General features: G+C 32.2%; 17 protein-coding genes. 13 read left to right on the top strand and 4 right to left on the bottom strand.

All coding sequences use genetic code 11. The features are described 5' to 3' along the window. Positions 1-28 precede the first annotated feature (28 nt). The 7 genes from orr to ACYUDJ_RS02490 all read left to right on the top strand — a co-directional run bounded on the left by orr (position 29) and on the right by ACYUDJ_RS02490 (position 7576). The gene (orr, locus tag ACYUDJ_RS02520; RefSeq protein WP_003485686.1) at positions 29-1096 is read left to right on the top strand and encodes an ornithine racemase Orr; all 1068 of its coding nucleotides are present in this window, start codon (positions 29-31) and stop codon (positions 1094-1096) included. Between the two features lie 225 nt (positions 1097-1321). Continuing rightward, on the top strand, positions 1322-1888 hold the full coding sequence (locus ACYUDJ_RS02515) for an ECF transporter S component (protein WP_042384927.1): 567 nt from the start codon (positions 1322-1324) through the stop codon (positions 1886-1888). A 2-nt stretch (positions 1889-1890) separates the two neighbouring features. Then, on the top strand, positions 1891-3324 hold the full coding sequence (locus ACYUDJ_RS02510; RefSeq protein ID WP_043031968.1) for an ABC transporter ATP-binding protein: 1434 nt from the start codon (positions 1891-1893) through the stop codon (positions 3322-3324). 15 nt (positions 3325-3339) lie between these two features. Then, positions 3340-4098 carry an energy-coupling factor transporter transmembrane component T gene (locus ACYUDJ_RS02505; RefSeq protein WP_043031967.1) on the top strand — a complete coding sequence of 253 codons (759 nt, stop codon included), beginning with the start codon at positions 3340-3342 and terminating at the stop codon, positions 4096-4098. 22 nt (positions 4099-4120) lie between these two features. Further along, positions 4121-4936, top strand: coding sequence for a DUF169 domain-containing protein (locus tag ACYUDJ_RS02500; RefSeq protein WP_040108294.1), 816 nt, complete (start codon positions 4121-4123; stop codon positions 4934-4936). Between the two features lie 545 nt (positions 4937-5481). Further along, complete coding sequence (locus tag ACYUDJ_RS02495) at positions 5482-6147, top strand: response regulator transcription factor (protein WP_043031966.1); 666 nt, start codon at positions 5482-5484, stop codon at positions 6145-6147. Further along, complete coding sequence (locus ACYUDJ_RS02490; protein ID WP_043031965.1) at positions 6137-7576, top strand: sensor histidine kinase; 1440 nt, start codon at positions 6137-6139, stop codon at positions 7574-7576. The genes ACYUDJ_RS02495 and ACYUDJ_RS02490 overlap by 11 nt, the downstream gene beginning before the upstream one ends. Before the next feature lie 230 nt (positions 7577-7806). On the opposite strand, the gene ACYUDJ_RS02485 is transcribed toward ACYUDJ_RS02490, so the two are convergent. From ACYUDJ_RS02485 to ACYUDJ_RS02475, 3 genes are all read right to left on the bottom strand, one after another. Further along, positions 7807-10026 carry a M6 family metalloprotease domain-containing protein gene (locus ACYUDJ_RS02485; protein ID WP_043031964.1) on the bottom strand — a complete coding sequence of 740 codons (2220 nt, stop codon included), beginning with the start codon at positions 10024-10026 and terminating at the stop codon, positions 7807-7809. 20 nt (positions 10027-10046) lie between these two features. Further along, positions 10047-11042 carry a leucine-rich repeat domain-containing protein gene (locus ACYUDJ_RS02480; RefSeq protein ID WP_043031963.1) on the bottom strand — a complete coding sequence of 332 codons (996 nt, stop codon included), beginning with the start codon at positions 11040-11042 and terminating at the stop codon, positions 10047-10049. 341 nt (positions 11043-11383) lie between these two features. After that, complete coding sequence (locus ACYUDJ_RS02475) at positions 11384-12673, bottom strand: L-cysteine desulfidase family protein (RefSeq protein WP_043031962.1); 1290 nt, start codon at positions 12671-12673, stop codon at positions 11384-11386. Between the two features lie 313 nt (positions 12674-12986). Here ACYUDJ_RS02475 and ACYUDJ_RS02470 point away from each other — a divergent pair, with 313 nt between their 5' ends. From ACYUDJ_RS02470 to ACYUDJ_RS02445, 6 genes are all read left to right on the top strand, one after another. Beyond that, positions 12987-14156, top strand: coding sequence for a MalY/PatB family protein (locus ACYUDJ_RS02470; RefSeq protein ID WP_043031961.1), 1170 nt, complete (start codon positions 12987-12989; stop codon positions 14154-14156). A gap of 21 nt (positions 14157-14177) precedes the next feature. Beyond that, positions 14178-15473: a dicarboxylate/amino acid:cation symporter gene (locus ACYUDJ_RS02465; RefSeq protein ID WP_080333527.1), complete on the top strand. Its 1296-nt coding sequence runs from the start codon at positions 14178-14180 to the stop codon at positions 15471-15473. Between the two features lie 44 nt (positions 15474-15517). After that, a complete protein-coding gene (locus ACYUDJ_RS02460) occupies positions 15518-15772 on the top strand; it encodes a glutaredoxin (RefSeq protein WP_003485715.1) in 255 nt (84 codons plus the stop codon). A gap of 40 nt (positions 15773-15812) precedes the next feature. Then, positions 15813-16181 carry a RidA family protein gene (locus ACYUDJ_RS02455; protein ID WP_043031959.1) on the top strand — a complete coding sequence of 123 codons (369 nt, stop codon included), beginning with the start codon at positions 15813-15815 and terminating at the stop codon, positions 16179-16181. Between the two features lie 12 nt (positions 16182-16193). Beyond that, complete coding sequence (locus ACYUDJ_RS02450) at positions 16194-16448, top strand: glutaredoxin (RefSeq protein WP_003405252.1); 255 nt, start codon at positions 16194-16196, stop codon at positions 16446-16448. A 229-nt stretch (positions 16449-16677) separates the two neighbouring features. Then, the gene (locus ACYUDJ_RS02445; RefSeq protein ID WP_080333526.1) at positions 16678-18765 is read left to right on the top strand and encodes a sigma-54 interaction domain-containing protein; all 2088 of its coding nucleotides are present in this window, start codon (positions 16678-16680) and stop codon (positions 18763-18765) included. Positions 18766-19068: 303 nt separating this feature from the next. Here the strand turns inward: ACYUDJ_RS02445 and ACYUDJ_RS02440 are convergent, their stop codons facing one another. Next, the gene (locus tag ACYUDJ_RS02440) at positions 19069-21153 is read right to left on the bottom strand and encodes a M6 family metalloprotease domain-containing protein (RefSeq protein ID WP_043031957.1); all 2085 of its coding nucleotides are present in this window, start codon (positions 21151-21153) and stop codon (positions 19069-19071) included. Positions 21154-21168: the final 15 nt, after the last annotated feature.

Raw genomic sequence — 21168 nt, 5'->3', positions numbered from 1 at the left:
TTATGAAAATAATCTGGGGGTGTGATTTTTGAATAAAATTTATCCATGTGTAGAAATAAACCTTAAAAATATAACTTACAATATTGGACGGCTTATTGATTTGTGTAATGGAGCAGGAATAGAGCTTGCAATAGTAACTAAATCCTTTTGTGCAGAAAAAGCTGTGGTAGAAACCATAATAAAGGAAGGAATTAAAACTATAGCAGATGCTAGAATGAAAAATCTTATGAAAATACAGGATTTAAATTGTGAAAAGCTTCTTCTACGCATACCTATGAAAAGCGAAGTTTCAAAGGTAATAGAATATGCAGATATAAGTTTAAATTCAGAACTAGAAATTATAAAAGAATTGTCAAAAGAAGCTATGAAAGTTAATAAAATTCATAAAATAATTCTCATGATAGATTTAGGAGATTTAAGAGAGGGGATTCTTCCAAAGGACGTATTACCTACAGTAAAAGAAATAATAAAACTTCCAAACCTTGAATTTGTAGGCGTAGGTACTAACCTTACTTGCTATGGTGGAGTTATTCCTGATGAAAATAATTTGGGAAAACTTTTAGAAATAAAAAATCAAATAGAAAATGAACTAAAAATAAAGGTTTCTATAGTTTCTGGTGGGAATTCTAGTAGTTTACATATGATTGTAAACGATTCTATACCACAAGGCATAAACCAACTAAGAATAGGGGAGGCTGCCATATTAGGAAGAGAAACAGCTTTTGGACAAAAACTAGATAATTTTTATGAAGATTGTGTAACTTTAGTAGGAGAAATTGTAGAATTAAAGGAAAAGCCTTCTATGCCAGAAGGGAATATAGGGTTAGATGCTTTTGGCAATAAGCCAAGTTTTATAGATAAAGGTATTATGAAAAGGGCTATACTCGCCTTAGGACAGCAGGATATAAAGTTAGATGGACTTATTCCTAAGAATAGTGAAATAGAAATACTAGGAGCAAGCAGTGACCATCTATTATTAGATTTAACGAAATGCAAAAACCAATACAAAATAGGGGATACTGTGGAGTTTAATATGAATTATGGATGTTTGCTTGCAGCTATGACTTCTGAATATGTAACTAAATATAGTAAATAATTTTTTATGAAATATATTTTTAAGATTAGAGAGTGAATTAATTTCACTCTCTAATCTTTTCTAATATATCTATGTACTTATATAAATTTCATTAGAAGTCAATGCTTATTAATTTTTCGAATAATTACACGTTAAAGCATAAATCTTTCTTATTAGACAAAATATTTAATGTTTACTAATATTATAATGGACATTATACAAATTAATAATTGGAGGAGATATAATATGAAACAAACTTTAAAATTAAAAGAAATTGTAGTAATGGCTATGCTAAGTGCTCTTATGGGAGTTGTTTTTATGGGCTTAGACAGTGTTTATCAGCCCCTTACTACTATAGCAGGTCCCTTAGGAGGAGATATTATATATGGAGTATATTTAATATCAGCTTTATTATCAATGTATATAGTTAGAAAACCAGGCGCCGGTGTTATCGGATCTCTTTTTACAGGATTAGTAAATTTATTAATGGGAAGTCCTTACGGGATTCATATAATTGTGGCATCCTTACTTCAAGGTGCTGGCGTTGAAATAGCTGTAGCAATTAGAAAATATTCAAAGTTTTCTTATTTTCAAATGTCTATTGCCTCAATATTAGCAATGATTCTTGTAACAATAAGAGATTACTTTATTTTTGGATTTCAACTTTATCCTAAACTTATACCAATAATGCTTATTATTAGAGCGATTAGTTCAATTATCTTTGGAGCCGGTCTTTCAATAGCTTTAGGAAAAGCTTTAAAATCTACAGGTGTTCTTAATGATTTTAAAATTAGTAGAGGGAGTGAATCTTAAGATTGCTTGAAATAAAAAATTTAAGTCTATCTTTTCAGAATAATTATAAGGTTTTTAAAGATATAAATATCAAAGTAAAAAAGAATAGAGTTACCCTTCTTACTGGTAAAAGTGGATGTGGTAAAAGTTCATTACTTATGTGTATTACTGGGGTTATACCGGATATTATAGAGGGGAACATTACTGGTGAAATTATTTATAAAGATGAAAATATAGAAAACAAAGGTGTAAAAACTGTTTCAGGTGAAATTGCTTATATGTTTCAAGATCCAGATAGTCAGTTGTGTACATTTACGGTTGAAGACGAAATAGCCTTTGGACTTGAAAATATAAAAATGGAACCATCTCATATGGATCCTACTATTGATAAAGTTTTAAAGCTAACAGGTATAAAGCATCTTAGGAAGCGACAATTAAATCACCTTTCAGGGGGAGAGAAACAAAAGGTTGCTTTAGCTTCTATATTAGCATTGGATCCTGAAGTAATTTTGATGGACGAACCTACTGCAAATTTAGATCCTAAATCTACTATGGAAATAATCAACCTTATAAAAGACCTTAGGGATAAATTTGGAAAAACTATACTAATTGTTGAACATAAAATAAATGAATTTAGTGAAATAATAGATGATATAATCTGGTTTCAAAGAGACTATGCTAGGAATATAGATAAGGAGTTCTTTATACAATCCTATAAAAGTGAATCAACTCTTCCTGCTGGTAATAAAAATCAATCAACTACAGAAAAAGTATTAGAAGCTAAAGAAATATGCTTTTCTTATAATAAAAACAGTAAAGTGCTAAAAAATGTGAACTTTTCATTAAGAAAAGGGGAAATAGCAGCAATTATTGGGCCTAATGGGGCTGGGAAATCTACTTTATCAAAAATATTAATGGGATTATTAAAAGCAGAAAAGGGAGATATATTAGTAAAGGATATAAATATAAAAAATATAAATCCACGAGAATTGGGAGAACATATGGGACTTGTGTTTCAAAATCCTGAGCATCAATTTATTAAAATGACCGTTGAAAAGGAAATGGCATTAAGTCTAGAAATAAGGAAGCAAAATTCAGAAATAATCAAAAACACTGTAGACTCATATTTGTCCATGTTTGATTTAGCTAACCATAGGTTATCAAATCCATTTTCTTTAAGTCAAGGACAAAAAAGAAGGTTAAGTACAGCCAGCATGATGATAAATGGACAATCTATCTTAATTTTGGATGAACCAACCTATGGACAAGATAGAACAAATCTTAAGGAATTAATAAATTTATTATATAAAATAAACAGCGAAGGTACATCTATTCTTATGATAACCCATGATATGGATATGGTTTTAAATTGTTGTGATAGAGTAATATATTTGGAAAATGGAGAAGTAAAATATGAAGGTTCACCCAAAAATATGAAAGAAAATATTTTTACCTAAAAAGAAGGAGAGAATATGACTGAAAGAAATTATTTTATAGATAACATGAATCCATTTTTAAAATTACTTATTCTTATACTGATAACTATCATAGGATCTCTAGATTTTAAGCCCTATGCATCAAGTATTTTGATTATTAGTGGAATTATAATTGCTTCTATTTTTAGTAGTCTAAGTATTTTAGAAATATTAAATTCTGTTAAAGGGTTTATAATAATGTCAGTAAGTTTTATGTTTGTTATTTTAGCTGTAAGATATATTAGTGGAGAAACTCTTAAGGTTATTGCTGTATTAGGCTTAGGGTTTAGGATAATATTAATAAGCATTTATACTTCTATTTTCGTAAAAACAACGGATCCTACAGAGTTTGTTATATCTTTAATAAAATATCTTAAGATGCCTCCTAAGATAGGCTATGCTTTTTTGACTGCTTATAGATTTCTCCCTACCTTTAAAGAGGAACTTCAAACCATAAAATATGCTCATGAAGTAAGAGGAATTGTGGAGAGCAAAAATCCTTTTATTAAAGTATGGAATTCGCAAAGATATATACTTCCCATGATGGCTAATGCTGTTAGAAAGGGTATAAGAATATCTATGGCTATGGAAACTCGTGCCTTTGACAAATACAAAACTAGAACCTATTATAGGGAACTTCATATGCCTATAAATGAAATAATTATGACAACAGTTTATATTCTATATATTATTTCTGTTGTAGTTATACTTTATTTAAATAATCTTGTTGCTTTTGCTGTTAAGTATGTACAATAATAAAACATTGGAGGGATAAAATATGCCATTTAAACATGAAAAAATAACTTATGGATTTCCACAGGATCCATATGATAAAAATATTGTTAAAGAATTATGTGAAGATATTAACTGTGCATTAAATTTTAGTAGAAGACCTGTAGGCATAAAATTATATTTTGACAAAGAGGAGTATAGTAAATTAGAATGGAAGGAACCTAATGCACCATTATCTTATTGCTGTGTAGTAGAGAAAGCTACTAGAGGGAAAGCATTTAAAATAAGACTTGAACATTTAAGCTGTGATGGAGGCACCACTGCATTAAATCTTGAACCTTCCACAGAAAGAATAGAGTCCGGTGCAGAGTATTTTTCATATAATTTATATAAAACTCCAGCTGCAGCAAGAAGAGTAAGAGAAGGAGTACCTGGATTATATAGAACAGGTGCTACTACATATGGTGTTGCAGTAGCACCCTTAGAAGAATTTAAAACTATTCCAGATGTAGTTATTTTTATAGTAAATCCTTATCAAGCTATGAGAATTCAACAAGGATATGTATACCATGAAGGTGGTAGATTAGAAATTACAGGTGCTTCAATGCAAGCAATTTGTGCAGAAGCTACTGTAGAACCTTATATAAAAGGTAGATTAAATACTACAGTTCTTTGTCCAAGCACTAGATTTTTAGCAAAATGGAAGGATGAAGAAATGGCAGTAGGAATCCCTTTTGAAAGATTTCAAAGTGTGGTAGAAGGAGTAATAGCTACTATAAACACTACAGATATTAAACGTAGAAAAGATGAGATTAAGGAAAGATTTGCCGAAAAAAATAAAAATATAAACTTAGAATATTAAAACTTTTAACTACCTAAGTTTTGTACAAACACAACTTAGATAACTAAGATAATAAAAAATGGCATCTCAAAATAGCTTTAATTTTAATAGAGTAGATATAAATAATATATGTAATAAACATATGAATTAGCTTTAGTAGTTCTTAATTTGACGGAATTAAAAATTTTTGTAATTCTTCACAGGACGTGAGGAGCCAGTAGTGAAACCAAGGATGGTGCCTCTACTGGGTAAAAAATTTTTAATGGAGTCAAATTTAGAACTCCTTAGCAAAATGAAGTGCTTTATGAATATATTATTTATATTTACGGTTTTAAAATTAAAGCTATTTTTATTTTGAGATAGCCCTATTTTTTATTTAAAATTAATGATACATAATGATTATTTAAAATATGTTCATAGATTTTGAGTATTTATTAGTATAAAATATAAAGGAATTTATTTTTATTAATTTATAAATAATAAATAAAGTAAAGATTATAAATATATTAATATGTAAAAATAGTTATGCATAATTAATGATATATTTAAACAGGAGAGGGATTACAATGCCAAAGAAAATTCTTGTAGTAGAGGACGATTTTGATATACAAACTATTATAAGTGAAGTTTTAAAGGAAAGTGGATATTTAGTAGAAAAGGCTACAGATGGATTAATGGCGGTGGAGATGTTTAGAGAGGGGAATTTTGATTTAATAATTTTAGATGTGATGCTTCCTAAAATCGATGGATTTGTAGTGTGTGAAATTATAAGAAAAGAATCAAGTGTGCCTATAATAATGCTTACTGCTTTAGGGGAAGAAGAGGATGAAATGAGGGGTTTTGAATTAAAAGTAGATGATTACATAACAAAACCCTTTTCTATTAATTTATTAATAAAAAGAGTGGAAGCAGTACTTAGAAGAGTTAATGGTTTAGAAGAAAATAATTCAACTTTAACCTTTGAAGAAATAACAATATATCCTTCTAATTATAAGACTTTAGTTAATAGTAAAGAAATAGAACTAACTTATAAGGAATTTCAAATATTAGAAATATTAATATTAAATGTAGGAAGGGTTTTTTCGAGAGAATCTTTATTAAATCAAATATGGGGTTATGATTATTTTGGAGATACCCGTGTTATTGATACCCATATCAAAAATTTGAGACAAAAGTTAAATGTAGATTATATAAAAACCATAAGAGGAGTGGGGTATAAAATTGAAAAATAAATTTAAAAAAAGTATATTATATAAACTATTTTTAGTAACTACATTATTATTAGTAATAAGCTCTATATGTACTTACTCTATAATTTATATGTTACTTCCTAATTATTATCATAAATATAAAAAAATGACTATAGAAAACCAATTAGATAGTATAGTAACTAATTCACCTAAGTTAGACATAAATAATATTGAAGAATATTTAGGAAAAATTTCATTTGATAATAATGCAACTATATTAGTAACAGACGAATATGGAAGAGCTATTTATTTTACTAATTTTTCTCAAAAAAGTCCTATAGCTATACCTAAAGAAGAAGATTTACCCCATTTTAAAAATAAGGAAAAACTTAATAGTAGGTCTACATATAGAAGTTATAGAAAAATAAAATTTCGTAATAGTGAGGAAGAATATAATTTATATTTAACTGCTCCACTTCAGCCTATATCAGAGGCATCTAAAGTTTTAGTTCTACTTATACCTTACATAGGATTGGTTGTAATTTTAATTTCTATAATAGGAGGATTAATTTATTCTAGATTTATATCTAAACCTTTAATAAGTATAAACAAAGTAGCTAAGGAGATGGCAAAATTAGATTTTACTAAAAAGTGTACCGTAAAAGGGGAGGATGAAATAGGTGAACTTTCTCAAAGTTTAAATGATCTATCTGACAATTTAAGGATCTCTATGGAAGAACTCCAAAGGGCTAATGAACAATTATTAGATGATATTGCTAAAGAAAGAGAAATAGAGAAAAAAAGAAGAGAATTTATAGCAACTATATCTCATGAATTAAAAACCCCTATAACTATTTTAAAGGGTCAAATAGAAGGAATGTTATCTAATATAGGTGTTTATAAGGATAGGGATAAATATTTAAAAAGAAACCTTGAAGTTTTAAATGATATGGAATATATGGTTAAGGAAACTTTAGAAATATCAAAATTAGAATCCCAGGGCTTTAAACCTAAAAAAGAGCAAGTTTCTTTAAGTAAAATAGTTGAAGAATGTATTTATAATACCTCCTTTATATCTAAAAGAAAGAATATATTCATAGATAAAAATATAAAAGAAGATTTATTTGTTTGTGGAGATAGTAAATTATTAAAAAAAGTAGTGAACAATATAATAACCAATGCTATTAATCATTCTCCAGAAAATGAGAAAGTTTATGCAAGTCTCTATGAAGAAAGAGATGAAATTATATTAAAGATAGAAAATACAGGAATCTATATAGAGGAAAATGAACTTAAAGAAATATTTAAACCTTTTTATAGAATTGAGAAATCTCGTAATAGGAAAAGTGGAGGTAGTGGCCTTGGACTTTATATAGTAAAAATGATTTTAGATGCACATAATGGAAAGTATTCTATTTCAAACAGTGAAAAGGGAGTGGAATTTAAACTTTGTCTAAAAAAGTATAGTTAAAAGAATTGATCATTATTAAGTAATTTTTAAGCATAGAAGATAAACCATAATAGAATAAAATTAAATATAGAGATGGGATTGATGTAATAATAGATATAGCAAAGACTTATTTATAATTGCTCAAAATTTATTTGCTTATGCTATAAAAAATGTAGGTAAATTTGTTTTTATACAAATTTACCTACTTACATATACTTAACACATCATTTAAAGTATTTTAATTTATAATATTAGTTTCTAACCTTTAAATGACCTTCTTTAATTAACATTTCATTTCCTTCAGAGTCTATTGCTACTATTTTGTAAGGATAGTCATAATTGTGCCAATTTGAAAAATATAAATCAAATTTAAATCCTGCTTTTGATAAATCATATCCAGCATATTTATTTTTGTAATCTCTTATTGCATATCTTTTTGCATCAACATATGGGTATCCGTTGACATATAATTTAACTGCTTTAATTTCTTTTCCATAAACACATTCACCGGTTAAAGTTCTAGCGCCATATAAAGCTTCATTATCTCCTAAGTTGAAATTACCTTTGAAAGGTAATTTCTTGCTGTTTCCCTGTTTTTTTACTCTTAAATAACCTTTTTTAATTGAAATCCTTTGTCCATCTTCTGTAGTTACCTTTATTTCGTATGGATAATTAGATTCATACCATCTTGAAAAGTCCATTGAAAATTTGAATGCAGCTTTGGATAAGTCATAACCTTTATATTTATTTCCTGGATCATTTAATTTGCTACGTTCAGCATCCATATATTTATATCCATTTATATATAATTCTATATTATTAATTTTCTTTCCATATACACATTCACCAATTATATTTTCAGTGTTTGATAATGTTTTGGTATCATCAAAATTCACTTGGTGCTTAAGTGGTAAGTTTTTATCAACAGTTTCACCACCAGCAGTTTGTCCATTTATAACAACATTAAAGTTAACAGTGTTACCTGATACATTAATATTTTCTAAACTTATTCCGCTATCACTTCCATCTGATAAGAATAATTCCTTTGAATTTATACTTGTTTTATTATAAGCTAAAGCTGCTTTAGATATATCTCCAACATTATTTAAACTTCCATTTGGTCTGTATACATATACTTCATCATTACCACTAGAATTACCTCTACCTTGAAATGCTGTATTAATTCTATAAACTAATAACCCTTCTCCAGGTAAATTCGATTCATATTGTCCTTCATTTTTTCTGTATTCTACTACAAAATATTCTTTGTTTGAATTTGGTGACTTTATAATATAACTGTTATTAGCTTCATTACCTATTTTACCTATTGAATATTTTCCTGGTTTATTTATTTCATTTATGTTATTAAGCCACTTACCGTAATTCATTTTCATGTATGCCCCCATGGATTGAGGAATAGATGCGGTTTGATCCATTACATCCCATGGTCCTACAGCAACTTTGCCATCATAATTATAGTGATAAAGATCCGGCGCTCCTAAGGTATGGAACATTTCATGGCTTAAAACTCCAATACCATTATCACCTATAAAATCTTCCAATTGGAAATTATAAGTATCTATTTTTTTACCATTTATTCTTACATCTTGGTAGAACATATTCCATTTATGAGGCCATAAAAGTGATGACCATCCAGTTGTTGCTCCTTTTATAATAAAGCATACATTATCAACTTTGCCATCATTATCTGAGTCCACATTTAAGTCCTTTGGAATTTCACTTTTGACAGAATCAACAGCATTTTTAAGTAAGGTTTGCTCTCTTGCTGCTCTTTCATTTTGTGGAACATTAGTATAATAACTTCTTGGGTGACTGTCAGTATAACTTAAAACTTTATCTCCATTAGGTTTAGGATAAAAAGTTGTATTAACATCTAGTTTGTTATATGATACTTCTTTGTAATAATTATTTAAAGATGCCTGATTTTTTGAATTAAATTGCCTATCATAGATAGAAAAATCTCTTGTTATTTCATCTTGATCGCTAAATTTTATAAAAATAACTATATTATTAAGTTGTCCAATATTTTTTGTTCTTTGGATTGGATTGTTTGCATTGAGCAACTCTCTTTGTTTTTCAATCTCATCCTTTGGAGCTTTAACATCTTTCATGTTAACTTTGCTATCAGAATCAATTTGTTTTAAAGTTTCAATATTGCTCTTTGTTACTCTTTCTCTAGATGGTTGTACTTTACTTTTTACATATTTTCCATAAACATAATAGCCCGTTTTTTCATCCTTAACTATAGCTCTTCCATTTGAATCGTGTAAATAGTTATAAAATTCATCTCCTGAGGCGTAACATTGAATAACTTGTCCATCAGGTTGAGTTAATTTTACTTCTGCATCCTTTATAGGCGCAGCACTAACCTTGGTTTGATTTGCTCCTATAATAGTAGATGAAGCAACTAAAATTGGTAAGACCAGTTTTGGTAAAAGATTTTTTTTCATTGTTTTTCCCCCTTTTTATTTTATATTGAGAAATCTGGTTCAACTAGATTTATATATATATCTTTTACTGGTTTATAATTGGATATATTATTTTTATCTAGTTTTAGAGATTTCAATTTTTTAAAATTACTTATAACTGATATATCTGATATTTTGTTGTTATCTAATGCTAAGTTCACTATTTCATTTTTATTTGAGAGTATAGAAACATTACTTATTTTATTGTTACTGGCCCAAAGACCTATAAGTTGTTCCATATTTTTTATCCCTTCTAGATCAGATATATTGTTATTACAGATATTAAGTTCTTTAATAGATTTCATATTTTTTAATTCTTTAATTGTATTAACTCTATTATCACTAATATCCAAATTAGTTAATTTAAGTAAACTACACATTGGTTTTATATTTGTTATATTGTTGTTTGACATATAAAGCTCTTTTAAATTTGTTAAGTTTCCTATTCCTTCTAAGTTATTTATTTGATTATTGCTAATATCTAATCTTTTTAATTGTTTTAAGTTTTTAACTATTGATACATCATTTAATTTGCAATCTATAATTTCTAAATTCTCAAGGTTTTTTAATGTAGATATAATTTCTAAATCTTTTATATTACAGTGGACTATTTTTAAAGCTTTAATATTTTCTTTCCCTTTTAATTTATCTATATGTTCTATATCACTATCAATAATTTCTAATGAGGATATTTTATCTAAATTTTTTACATCATCTAAGTTTTTTGCATTATTATTTTTAATAACACTAGGTATTTCATCTTCATTGATTTTTGAATCATCATTTTCTCCATTTTTAGAAGTTTCTTTTTTATTCTTAGAATTATTTTTAGAATTGTTATTCTTTATATTGCTCCTAGATGAATTTTTTTCAGACTGAACTTTTTGTATATTGGTCTCAGTATCATTTTTCTTAGTTTTATTGTGATTATAAATTAAAATTACAGATGTAATTATAATTAGACAAACTATTATTATAGAAATCTTCCTCTTTTTCACTTTTTTCACCCCCTTTTTTTCAAATTTTACTTTTTCTGTTTATTATCGCAATTATTGTTTGAAACTTTACATAAAAAGTATAATTTTATATAAATTTATATTAATTATAAAAAATAAATTATTTAAATTCTTTTTCTATTTATGATAAATAATAGATAATTTTAATGATCAAGCTATTTTAGAATCGTAGATTATACTATATAAAGTATAAGAAAGATTATCCTTGTAATTAAAATTTGATAGATTACTTAATAAAAATTTAGGCTTAAATTGAAAGGAAAAAAGTACCCTGTAAGTTAACACAGCCTCTTTTCTGTGTTTATCTTACAGGGTACAGTTTACTATCTTTGGTCTTTATCTATCATGATAGATAGAATGGTTCGGTCTGTTTCAACCATGCCAGGATTGCTGACTTGTCCCATGTTTCGGATAACTTGTTCCGCTGTTACATCGCAGATTCCGTCTGATGGCTGTAGCGCTACGTCAGACATAGCCAGATAAGCGCACATTAATGCTGCATTTGTTGCGGTAGCTAACTTTAAGGCACAGCCGATTTTGCCGCCGTCACAAATCATACCAGTTAAATTTCCACTCATGTTGATAATGGCATTGGCAATCTTGTCATCATTTCCCCCCATCAGCCATACCATAGCTGCTGATGCTGCTGTAGCAGCGGATACGCCGCAGCCACAGGTGGCAGACAGCTTGCCTGTAAAAAGCTTGATATAGACGTTGAGAGTGTGTGAAAATGCCAGTGCTTTTACCAGCTGCTCTCTGGAGGAATTTAAGTAACGGGCCATTTCGGTTACGGGCAGAATAGCTGTGATTCCGTGATTGCCGCTACCGGCACTGCTCATGACGGCGTAGGGACAGCCGCTCATACGACCTTCAGCGCTACTAGCAACGCGGAGCATAGTTCGACTGAATAAATTATCTCCCATAATATCTGTGGTCATTTTTTCCTGTAGGGCAGAAGCGATGCCGATTCCCAGAGAATGCTCCAGACCATAGTCTGCTAGCCTTTCATTCATATCAACACCGTCTAATAGGAAGGAAAGCTCTTCTTCCTTGCACTCGTCAATCAACTTACGAATTTCAGCTATGCCCATAAGCTTCAGCTGCTGATGAAGGGAATCGTCAGAGTCGGCAGAGTATTCCTTCTGCAGAAGCATATCATTATTTCGTTTAGTAAAAATTATATTGGAATGGGTGCCACGGATTTCGCTGATGCCGATTCCGGCAGTGGTGATGATTTCCGCCCGTACGTATAACTGAGCTTCTTCATGATTAATTACTACTACAGCCTGGCTGTTTTCTACAATTTTTATGGCTCTTTGGCTTAACTCTGGTGTGATGTCCTCTAAAAGCTCTAGCTTCTTCTCAGGATTTCCCATGACTGCTCCTAGTGAGGCTGCATATTTAAGGCCTACGCGGTCGAAGCCGGGGATACCTACAGACATTCCGTTTTTATAGATTCCAGGATTTACTTCTATTTTAATAGAAACAATTCCGCCTCCTATGGCATGATAGGCGTCTGCCGTAGCCAGGGCTACACAGACAGGTTCGGTACATCCGAGGGCAGGAACAACCTCCTGCTTTAATAAGGTTAATAAATTTTCTTTTGTTAGCATTAGAAAAATCTCCTTTCAGGCTTTGTTTTTTACTTTTTATATAGAGCAAAAAATATGCCAATTTTTAAATAAGAGAAAAAGAAGGGGATTAGAATCGGAAAGAAAGGTAAAATAATCACAGAATATGGTTAAAATGGTCATATAAAACATATTAACCATATATATGACCAAATAGACCAATTAAGATAAGCTGAGAAGGTGAAAAAATATAAAATTTGTTTAAAAATGCAAAAAAATTTTTTGGCATGGTTTTTGCTCATCATATTAGTATCAACTGTAAACAACGAGGACAGTAAGGAAAGGAAGATTTATTATGAAATATGATTTTGATGAAATCATTGACCGCAGCAATAATCGTGCTGCAAAGTATGATGAACGTGTGAAAAAATTTGGTACCAATGAAGTAATTCCTTTGTGGATTGCGGATATGGATTTCAGAATTGCTCAACCAATCATCGATGCTTGCAAAAGAAAAGCCGAGGAGGGCCTCTGGGGTTATACTTCCAGGCCAGACAGTTATTTTAAGGCTGTACAGGAATGGGAAAAAAAGCGGAATCAATGGGATGTTGATGTATCCCTGATGAGCTGGAGCTTAGGGGTTGTTCCTGCATTATCGGCTATTGTTAAAGTTTTCAGCCACACTGGCGACAAAATTTTGATTCAGACTCCGGTTTATTCAGAGTTTTATGATGTCACAGAAGCTTGGGGACGAGTAGTGGTAGAAAATCAGCTTATAGAAAAAAATGAAAAATGGCATGTTGATTTTGAGGAGTTTGAAAAAAAAGCAAAAGAGTGTAAGATTTTTCTTCTGTGTAATCCCCACAATCCCCTTGGCATTGTATGGGAGCCGGAGGAATTAAAACGGATGGTGGAAATCTGTATTGCAAATGATGTGCTTCTAGTGTCAGATGAAATACACTCAGATTTAATTTTCCATGGAAAGAAGCATACGCCTACAGCAACACTTTCCAAAGAAATTGCAAAAAAAATTATTACCTGTGTATCTGCAACTAAAACTTTCAACCTAGCAGGTCTTCAGGCTTCTACGACTATCTTTCCAAATAAGCAGATGAAACAGAAGTTCGACGATTTTTGGATGAATATGGATATTCAAAGAAACAATGCTTTTAGCTCAGTAGCCATGGAAGCAGCTTACAATGAAGGCGAAGAGTGGCTAACACAGTTGCTTGCTTACATCTCAGAAAACTTTGATTTTATTAAGAAATATTTTGATGAAAACATTCCAAAAATCAAGCCTAATGTTCCAGATGCTACATATCTGGTCTGGCTGGACTGCCGAGAATTAGGCATGAGCAATGAAGAGCTCCGTGACTTCATGATTCATAAAGCTGGTTTAGGCTTAAATGAAGGATGCAGTTTTGGACGCAGTCTTTCCGGATACATGAGACTTAATGCAGCATGCCCGCGCTCTGTACTGGAACAGGCATTGAAACAGTTAAAAGAAGCAATGGATAAATTATAAAATACAAAAGCTAGGGTTTTTATGAAATGCTGGAAAGGAGAAAATATGGGGAAGAAGAAAATATGGGAGAGTTATCGATCTCCACTCATTTTGCTTGGGGGGATTATTACGGGAGCTATATTGGGTGTTGTTTTGGGGGAAAAGGCAACAGTATTTGAGCCTTTAGGAAATATTTTTATTAATTTAATGTTTACTATTGTAGTTCCCATGGTATTTGTTTCAATAGCAACTGCTGTAGGCAGTATGTTGAATATGAAACGTTTGGGTAAAATCTTGGGAAGTCTGATGCTGACCTTTGTGGTAACCGGATGTTTCGCGGCAGTGCTGGTTCTGGTAGTTGTCAATATCTGGTCGCCGGCAGCGAATACTGCAATTGCAATGGAAAGCGCAAAGGTGCAGGAGAGTGCAAGTATCAGCTCTATGATTGTAGGCTCTTTGACGGTTGACGATTTTTCTGGTCTTATGAGTCGTAAAAACATGTTGCCGATTATTGTATTTGCCATCATTTCCGGTTTGGCTGTATCTGCCTGCGGTGGGGAAGAAAGTGCTGTAGGTAAGTTATTAGAAAACCTGAATAGGGTTATTATGCGGATTGTGGAAATGATTATGAAGTTAGCTCCTATTGGATTGGGCGCTTATTTTGCAAATCTGATTGGTAAATTTGGTCCTCAGCTGATTGGGGATTATGGACGTACGATGCTGATTTATTATCCGATGTGTCTTGTTTATGGGATGGTTTTCTACCCGGCTTATACATATTTTGCTGGAGGAAGGCTGGGAGTAAGGAAAATGCTGCAGAATATTTTGGATCCTGCAGTTACTTCATTTGCCACACAAAGCTCTGTGGCTACCTTGCCCGTTAATATGAAAGCCTGTAAAAATATCGGAGTACCGGAGGATATCTCTAACATCGTTCTCCCTATGGGAGCTACCATGCATATGGACGGTTCCGTAATTTCGTCCATAACAAAGATCGCTTTTCTGTTCGGTGTGTTCAAAATGCCGTTTACAGGGATAGGAACCTATGCTATGGCTGTCCTGGTATCAATTTTAAGTGCATTTGTATTATCTGGTGCTCCAGGTGGCGGTCTGGTAGGAGAAATGCTGATTGTCAGTTTCTTTGGTTTTCCAGGTGAAGCGTTCCCATTAATCGCCACCATCGGATTTTTGGTGGACCCAGCAGCTACCTGCCTAAATTCGTCAGGTGATACTATTGCTTCCATGATTATTGCACGTTTTGTGGAAGGCAAGGATTGGCTGTTAAAGGGAGAGAAAAATAAAAAGGGAGAGAAAAATAAAATAGAAATTAGCTGTTAAAGAGAGAGAAAAAGAAAAAAATAAAAAGAAAGGAAAATGAATACATGAAAATTACTGTAATTGGAAGTCATCTTTGCCCAGATACCTTAGCTGCATTAAATAAGCTTTCTGCTGTTGGAGCAGATATTGATTTTAAGGATATACTGTCCTGCCATGCAGATTTAAAGGAATATTTAAAACTAAGAGATACTAATGCTCTTTACGAAGAAATCAAAGGAACAGAAAGCCTAGGAATTCCATGTTTTGTTTTAGAAAATAATGAACTGACCATGGATATCAAAAAGGTTATGGAGGACTAAAAAAGTCCTAGAATATATAAAAAGAAAGGAAGAAGAACATATGAAAATTATTGAAACAATAAAAGCCCCAGGAGCTATTGGACCATACTCTCAGGGATATGAAGTAAACGGTATTGTTTATACTTCCGGCCAGATACCGGTTAATCCGGAAAATGGAGAAATAGGGAAGGAAATTTCAGAACAAGCAAAACAAAGTTGCGAAAATGTGGGTGCCATTCTGGAAGCGGCAGGCACCGGATTTGAAAAAGTATTTAAAACCACCTGCTTTTTAGCGGATATGGGGGATTTTGCAGATTTTAATGAGGTTTATGCAAAATATTTCGTATCAAAGCCGGCCCGCAGTTGTATAGCAGTAAAGACCCTTCCGAAGGGTGTATTATGTGAAATTGAAGCAATTGCTGTAAAATAAGGAGGAAATAATATGAAAATTACTGTAATTGGAAGCCATCTTTGCCCAGATACCTTAGCTGCATTAAACAAGCTTTCTGCTGTTGAAGCAGATATTGATTTTAAGGATATTCTGTCTTGTCATGCAGATTTAAAGGAATATTTAAAACTAAGAGATACTAATGCTCTTTACGAAGAAATTAGAGGAACAGAAAGCCTAGGAATTCCATGTTTCGTTTTAGAAAATAATGAAATCACCATGGATATCAAAAAGGCTCTGGAGGGTTAAGAAAAAGACCTGGAAGACATATCAGGCCTGATACAGATACCTGACAGAGGGGAAGAAAAAGGATGCTGTATAAAAACGTTTGCAGCATCCTTTTGTCATATAAGGAGAATGGTATAAATTATACTATAGGAATGTAAAAAATGATCAAAAAGTTACATTCTAATCTAATCTTGATATTTATACAAAATTGCATTCACTTATTCTTTAAGATATAATAGATATAGGTAATATAAGAAAATTATGGAGGAATCATGAAGGGATCATGAAAAAAACGATGTCTGTAGTGGCTTTGGATGCCAGAGCCGGAGAATTTTATGCAAAAGAAATCAATGAGCTGTTTGGGGAATATGTCGAGATAGCATCCTACAATGTGAGTGACGGGTCTGCCGTGGGAACGTTGCCAAAGGCAGATTTATTTGTGATTTCAACAGATGCATATGGTTCAGCAGAAGAGGTGGCCCGTCATGTTCCTATAGACAGCCTTACCATGGGAATTGAAGTTTCCTACCGGTGGAGTACGTTGCAAAATCTTAGTATGATACCAAAGGGAACCCGAGCTCTTTTTGTAAATATGACAGATACCATGGCTCGAGAGGCTATTGCACAGCTGCAACAGCTGGGAGTAAACCATATTCGTTTTATTCCATTTTATCCAGGTGCTGTTTTGGAAGAGCCGGTGGATATGGCTGTAACGCCGGAGGAGGAGAGATATGTACCTCAGAGTGTAAAGAAAGTTTTAAATATCGGACACCGTTCCTGTACCTCGGGAATGATGATTGAGATTGCCTTGCGTATGGGACTTGAACAGTTGTTGGAGACGAAAAAATTCCAAAATTATTTCCAAGCAATGGCAACGAATAATTACAGCTTTAATCAGATATATGCCCGTTCTAGAAGACTGGAAAGTCAATTTCATATTTTGATGGAAATATTGGATGAGGGACTGGTAGGTGTTAATGAAAAGGGGGAGATTTTTGCATGCAATAAGAAAGCCTGCCAGATTGCAAAAATCGCTGAAAATCTTGTCATTGGCAGGTGCGGGGAAAAAGTATTTCCCTATATTCCCTTTTACAGCGCCTTGAAGGATAAGAAAGAAATTCCCCCTAAAGTGATTAAGCTGGGTGGCGTAAACATAAGTATTGAAGTTATACCGGTTCTGCGGCAGAAGAAATGCATTGGTGCATTTGCTACCCTGCAGGAATTTAGTGAGCTGGAATCCAAACAGAATGAGCTAAGAAGCCAGCTTCTAAAAAAGGGTTATTGTGCCAAGTACACCTTTAATGATGTAATCGGAGAGTCAGATTGTATCTGCCAGACAAAGGGGATTTTGAAACGGATGGCGGCTACCGAAAGTCCGGTTTTAATTGTAGGTGAAACAGGAACGGGAAAAGAACTGCTGGCTCATGCGGTGCATTGTGCATCTAAGCGAAGTAAAGGTCCTTTTATTGCCATTAATGTGGCAGCCATGCCGGAAAATCTTCTGGAAAGCGAGCTTTTTGGCTATGAAGAGGGCGCATTTACCGGCGCGAAAAAAGGCGGACGCCCTGGACTGTTTGAATTTGCCCATGGTGGTACCTTATTCCTCGATGAAGTAGAAGGTATGAGCCAGGCTATGCAGGTAAAGCTTCTGAGAGTTCTGCAGGAAGGCGAAGTCATGCGTGTAGGTGGCAGCAGAATCGTAAGCGTTGATGTTAGAATTGTTGCAGCAACCAATGAATCTTTGGAGCAGAAGGTGGAGGAAGGAAGCTTCCGAAAGGATCTGTATTATCGTCTGAATACTTTGACGGTTGTAGTACCGCTGTTACAGGAACGAGGAGAGGATGTCTTTCTTTTGATGGAGCATTTTAAAGAGGAGCTCCGGGGTGATTTTAAGTTATCGGAGGAAGTGAAAGACTTTCTGCGTCAGTATTCCTGGCCGGGAAATATCCGGGAACTGCATAACACAGTGGAATATTTTGTTTATACCGGGAAACAGGTGATTGATATGGATGATTTACCCCCTACTATTTTCCATGACCGGACATCCAGACCGGTGAGTGTGGAGAAGAAGGAGAGACTGCAGGAGGTGGTTTCGCCCTTCTGGTTTGTTCTGGAACAGCTTTATATGGCAGCAGAGAGGAATGAATTTATCGGAAGGGATAAGTTGCTGTTGAAGGCGAAGAAGCAGTATCTTCTATTGTCCCAAAAGGAGATTCGAGATATTTTAAAGGATATGGAGAAAAAAGGGTTTGTAAAAATCGGAAAAGGAAGAGGCGGTAGCAGGATTACCCTGGAGGGGAAGGAATACTGGCAGAGCCGGGATATTATGTGTCGTTGATGAAATTATTTTAGAATGCTATCATTAAAGAAAGGCGACGTTATTATTTGCTTAACTAATACATTGGTAAAACCATCCTTAAGCACTAGATAATGACTGAAAACAGGCTTTTAATGAGATGTGAGTCTTAAAGGGGATAAGCCTTTGGATAAATAGAGCAGTGCCAAGTTATAATATACTTAGCACTGTTTTCTTTCTATATGTCTTAAATTATAGTGATAAATAAATTTTTTATTTATATTCTTTAAAACAATTGATTGGTGTTTTTATCTTAGAGCAGTGTGATTAATTATAAGTTTATATTTAATAAATTCTTGCCCAAAGAGCTGGTGTTTTTGATGGCTCCCAAGTAACTATGGCATTATGAGCTTGAAGGCATTTATATTTATAATTATTATAAGTTACTATATCGCCAACTTTATAGCTTGTACCAGGTTTCCATTCCTTAATATCCTTATCTTCTGTACCGCCAGTTTGCTTTTTTACCTTTAAATAACCTTGTTTAATTGAAATTTTTTGTCCATCTTCAGTAGTTATTCTTATTTCGTATGGATAATTTCCATCAGAGAATTTTGAAAAGTCTACTGAAAATTTAAAGGCAGCTTTAGATAAGTCATAACCTTCATATTTATTTTCAGGATCATTTAATCTACCACGTTCAGCATCCATATATTTAGAGCCATTTAAATATAATTCTATATTATTAATTTTCTTTCCATACACACATTCACCGCTTATATCTTCAGCTTTTGATAATGTTTTAGTATCGTTAAAGTTTACATTATATTTAAGTGGTAATTTTTCATCTCCAGTTTCGCCATTACCAGTTTGTCCATTTATAACAACATCAAAATTAGCAGTATCCCCCAATGTACTAATATTTTTTAAACTTATTCCACTATCTCTTCCATCTGATAAGAATAATTCTTTTGAACCTATGCTTGATCTATTATAGCCTAAAGGAGCTTTAATAAGATCTCCAATATTATTTAAACTTCCATTTGGTCTATATAAATATACTTCATCACCACCGATACCTGTACCACCAATATCAGCACCATCCATATTACCCTTGCCTGCAAAGGCTGTATTAATTCTATAAACTAATAATCCTTCTCCATGTAAATTTGAATCATATTTTCCTTCTCTTTTTCTGTATTCTACTACGAAATATTCTTTATCTGAATTTGGTGATTTTATTATATAACTATTATTAGCTTCATTACCTATCTTGTTTATTGAATATTTGCCTGGTTTATTTATTTCTTTTATATCATCAATCCATTTTCCATAGTTCATTTTCATGTAAGCGCCTGTTGATTGAGGGGTATGAGAAGTTGAAGCCATTATATCCCATGGCCCTACAGGATCGTTAGTGCATCTACTTTCTTGGTGATAATGATAAAGATCTGGTGCGCCTAATGTATGGAACATTTCATGGCTTAAAACTCCAACACCCTGAGTATTTAAATGATCTTCTAATTGGAAATTATAAGTATCTATTCTTTTATTATTTATTCTTACATCGTAGAACATATTCCATTTATGTGGCCATAAAAGTGATGACCATTCAGTTGTTGCTCCTTTTATAATAAAGCATACATTATCAACTTTACCATCATTATCTGAGTCTACATTTAAATCACTTGGAATTTGATTTCTAACAGATTCTACAGCATTTTTTAGCAAAGTTTGTTCTTTTGCTACTCTTTGGTTTTCTGGAACATTAGTATAATAGCTTCTTGGATGACTGTCAGTATAACTTAAAATAGTATTTCCATTAGGTTTAGGGTAAAAAGTTGTATTAATATCTAGTTTGTCATAGGATATTTCTTTAAAATAATTATTTACAGATACTTGGTCTTTTGAATTAAATTCATTATCGTATTTGGACAAACTTGTTTTAAATTCATCTTGATCACTAAATTTTATAAAAATAACTATATTATTAAGTTTCCCAGTATTTGTTGTCCTTTGAGCCGGTTTGTCTGCATTGAGTAATTTTCTTCGTTCTTGTATTTTATCTTTTGGAAGTTTAACATCTTTCATATTAACTCTACTATCAGAATCAATTTGTTTTAAATTTTCAATATTAGCCTCTGTTACTCTTTCTCTGGATGGTTGTACCTCATCTTTCACATATTTTCCATAGACATAATAACCTGTTTTTTCATCTTTAAGGATAGCTCTTCCATTTGAATCATGAAAATAGTTGTAGAATTCATCTCCTGATGCGTAACATTGAATAACTTGTCCATCAGGTTGAGTTAATTTTATTTCTGCATCCTTTATAGGTGCAGCACTAACTTTGGTATTATTTACTCCTATAATAGTAGACGATGCAACTAAGATTGGTAAAACTAATTTGGGTAAAAGATTTTTTTTCATTATTTTTCCCCCTTT

The organism is Clostridium sp. CTA-6 (assembly GCF_054768115.1).
The sequence above is the reverse complement of the archived record's forward strand: the minus strand, read 5'-3'. Positions and strand labels throughout refer to the sequence as shown.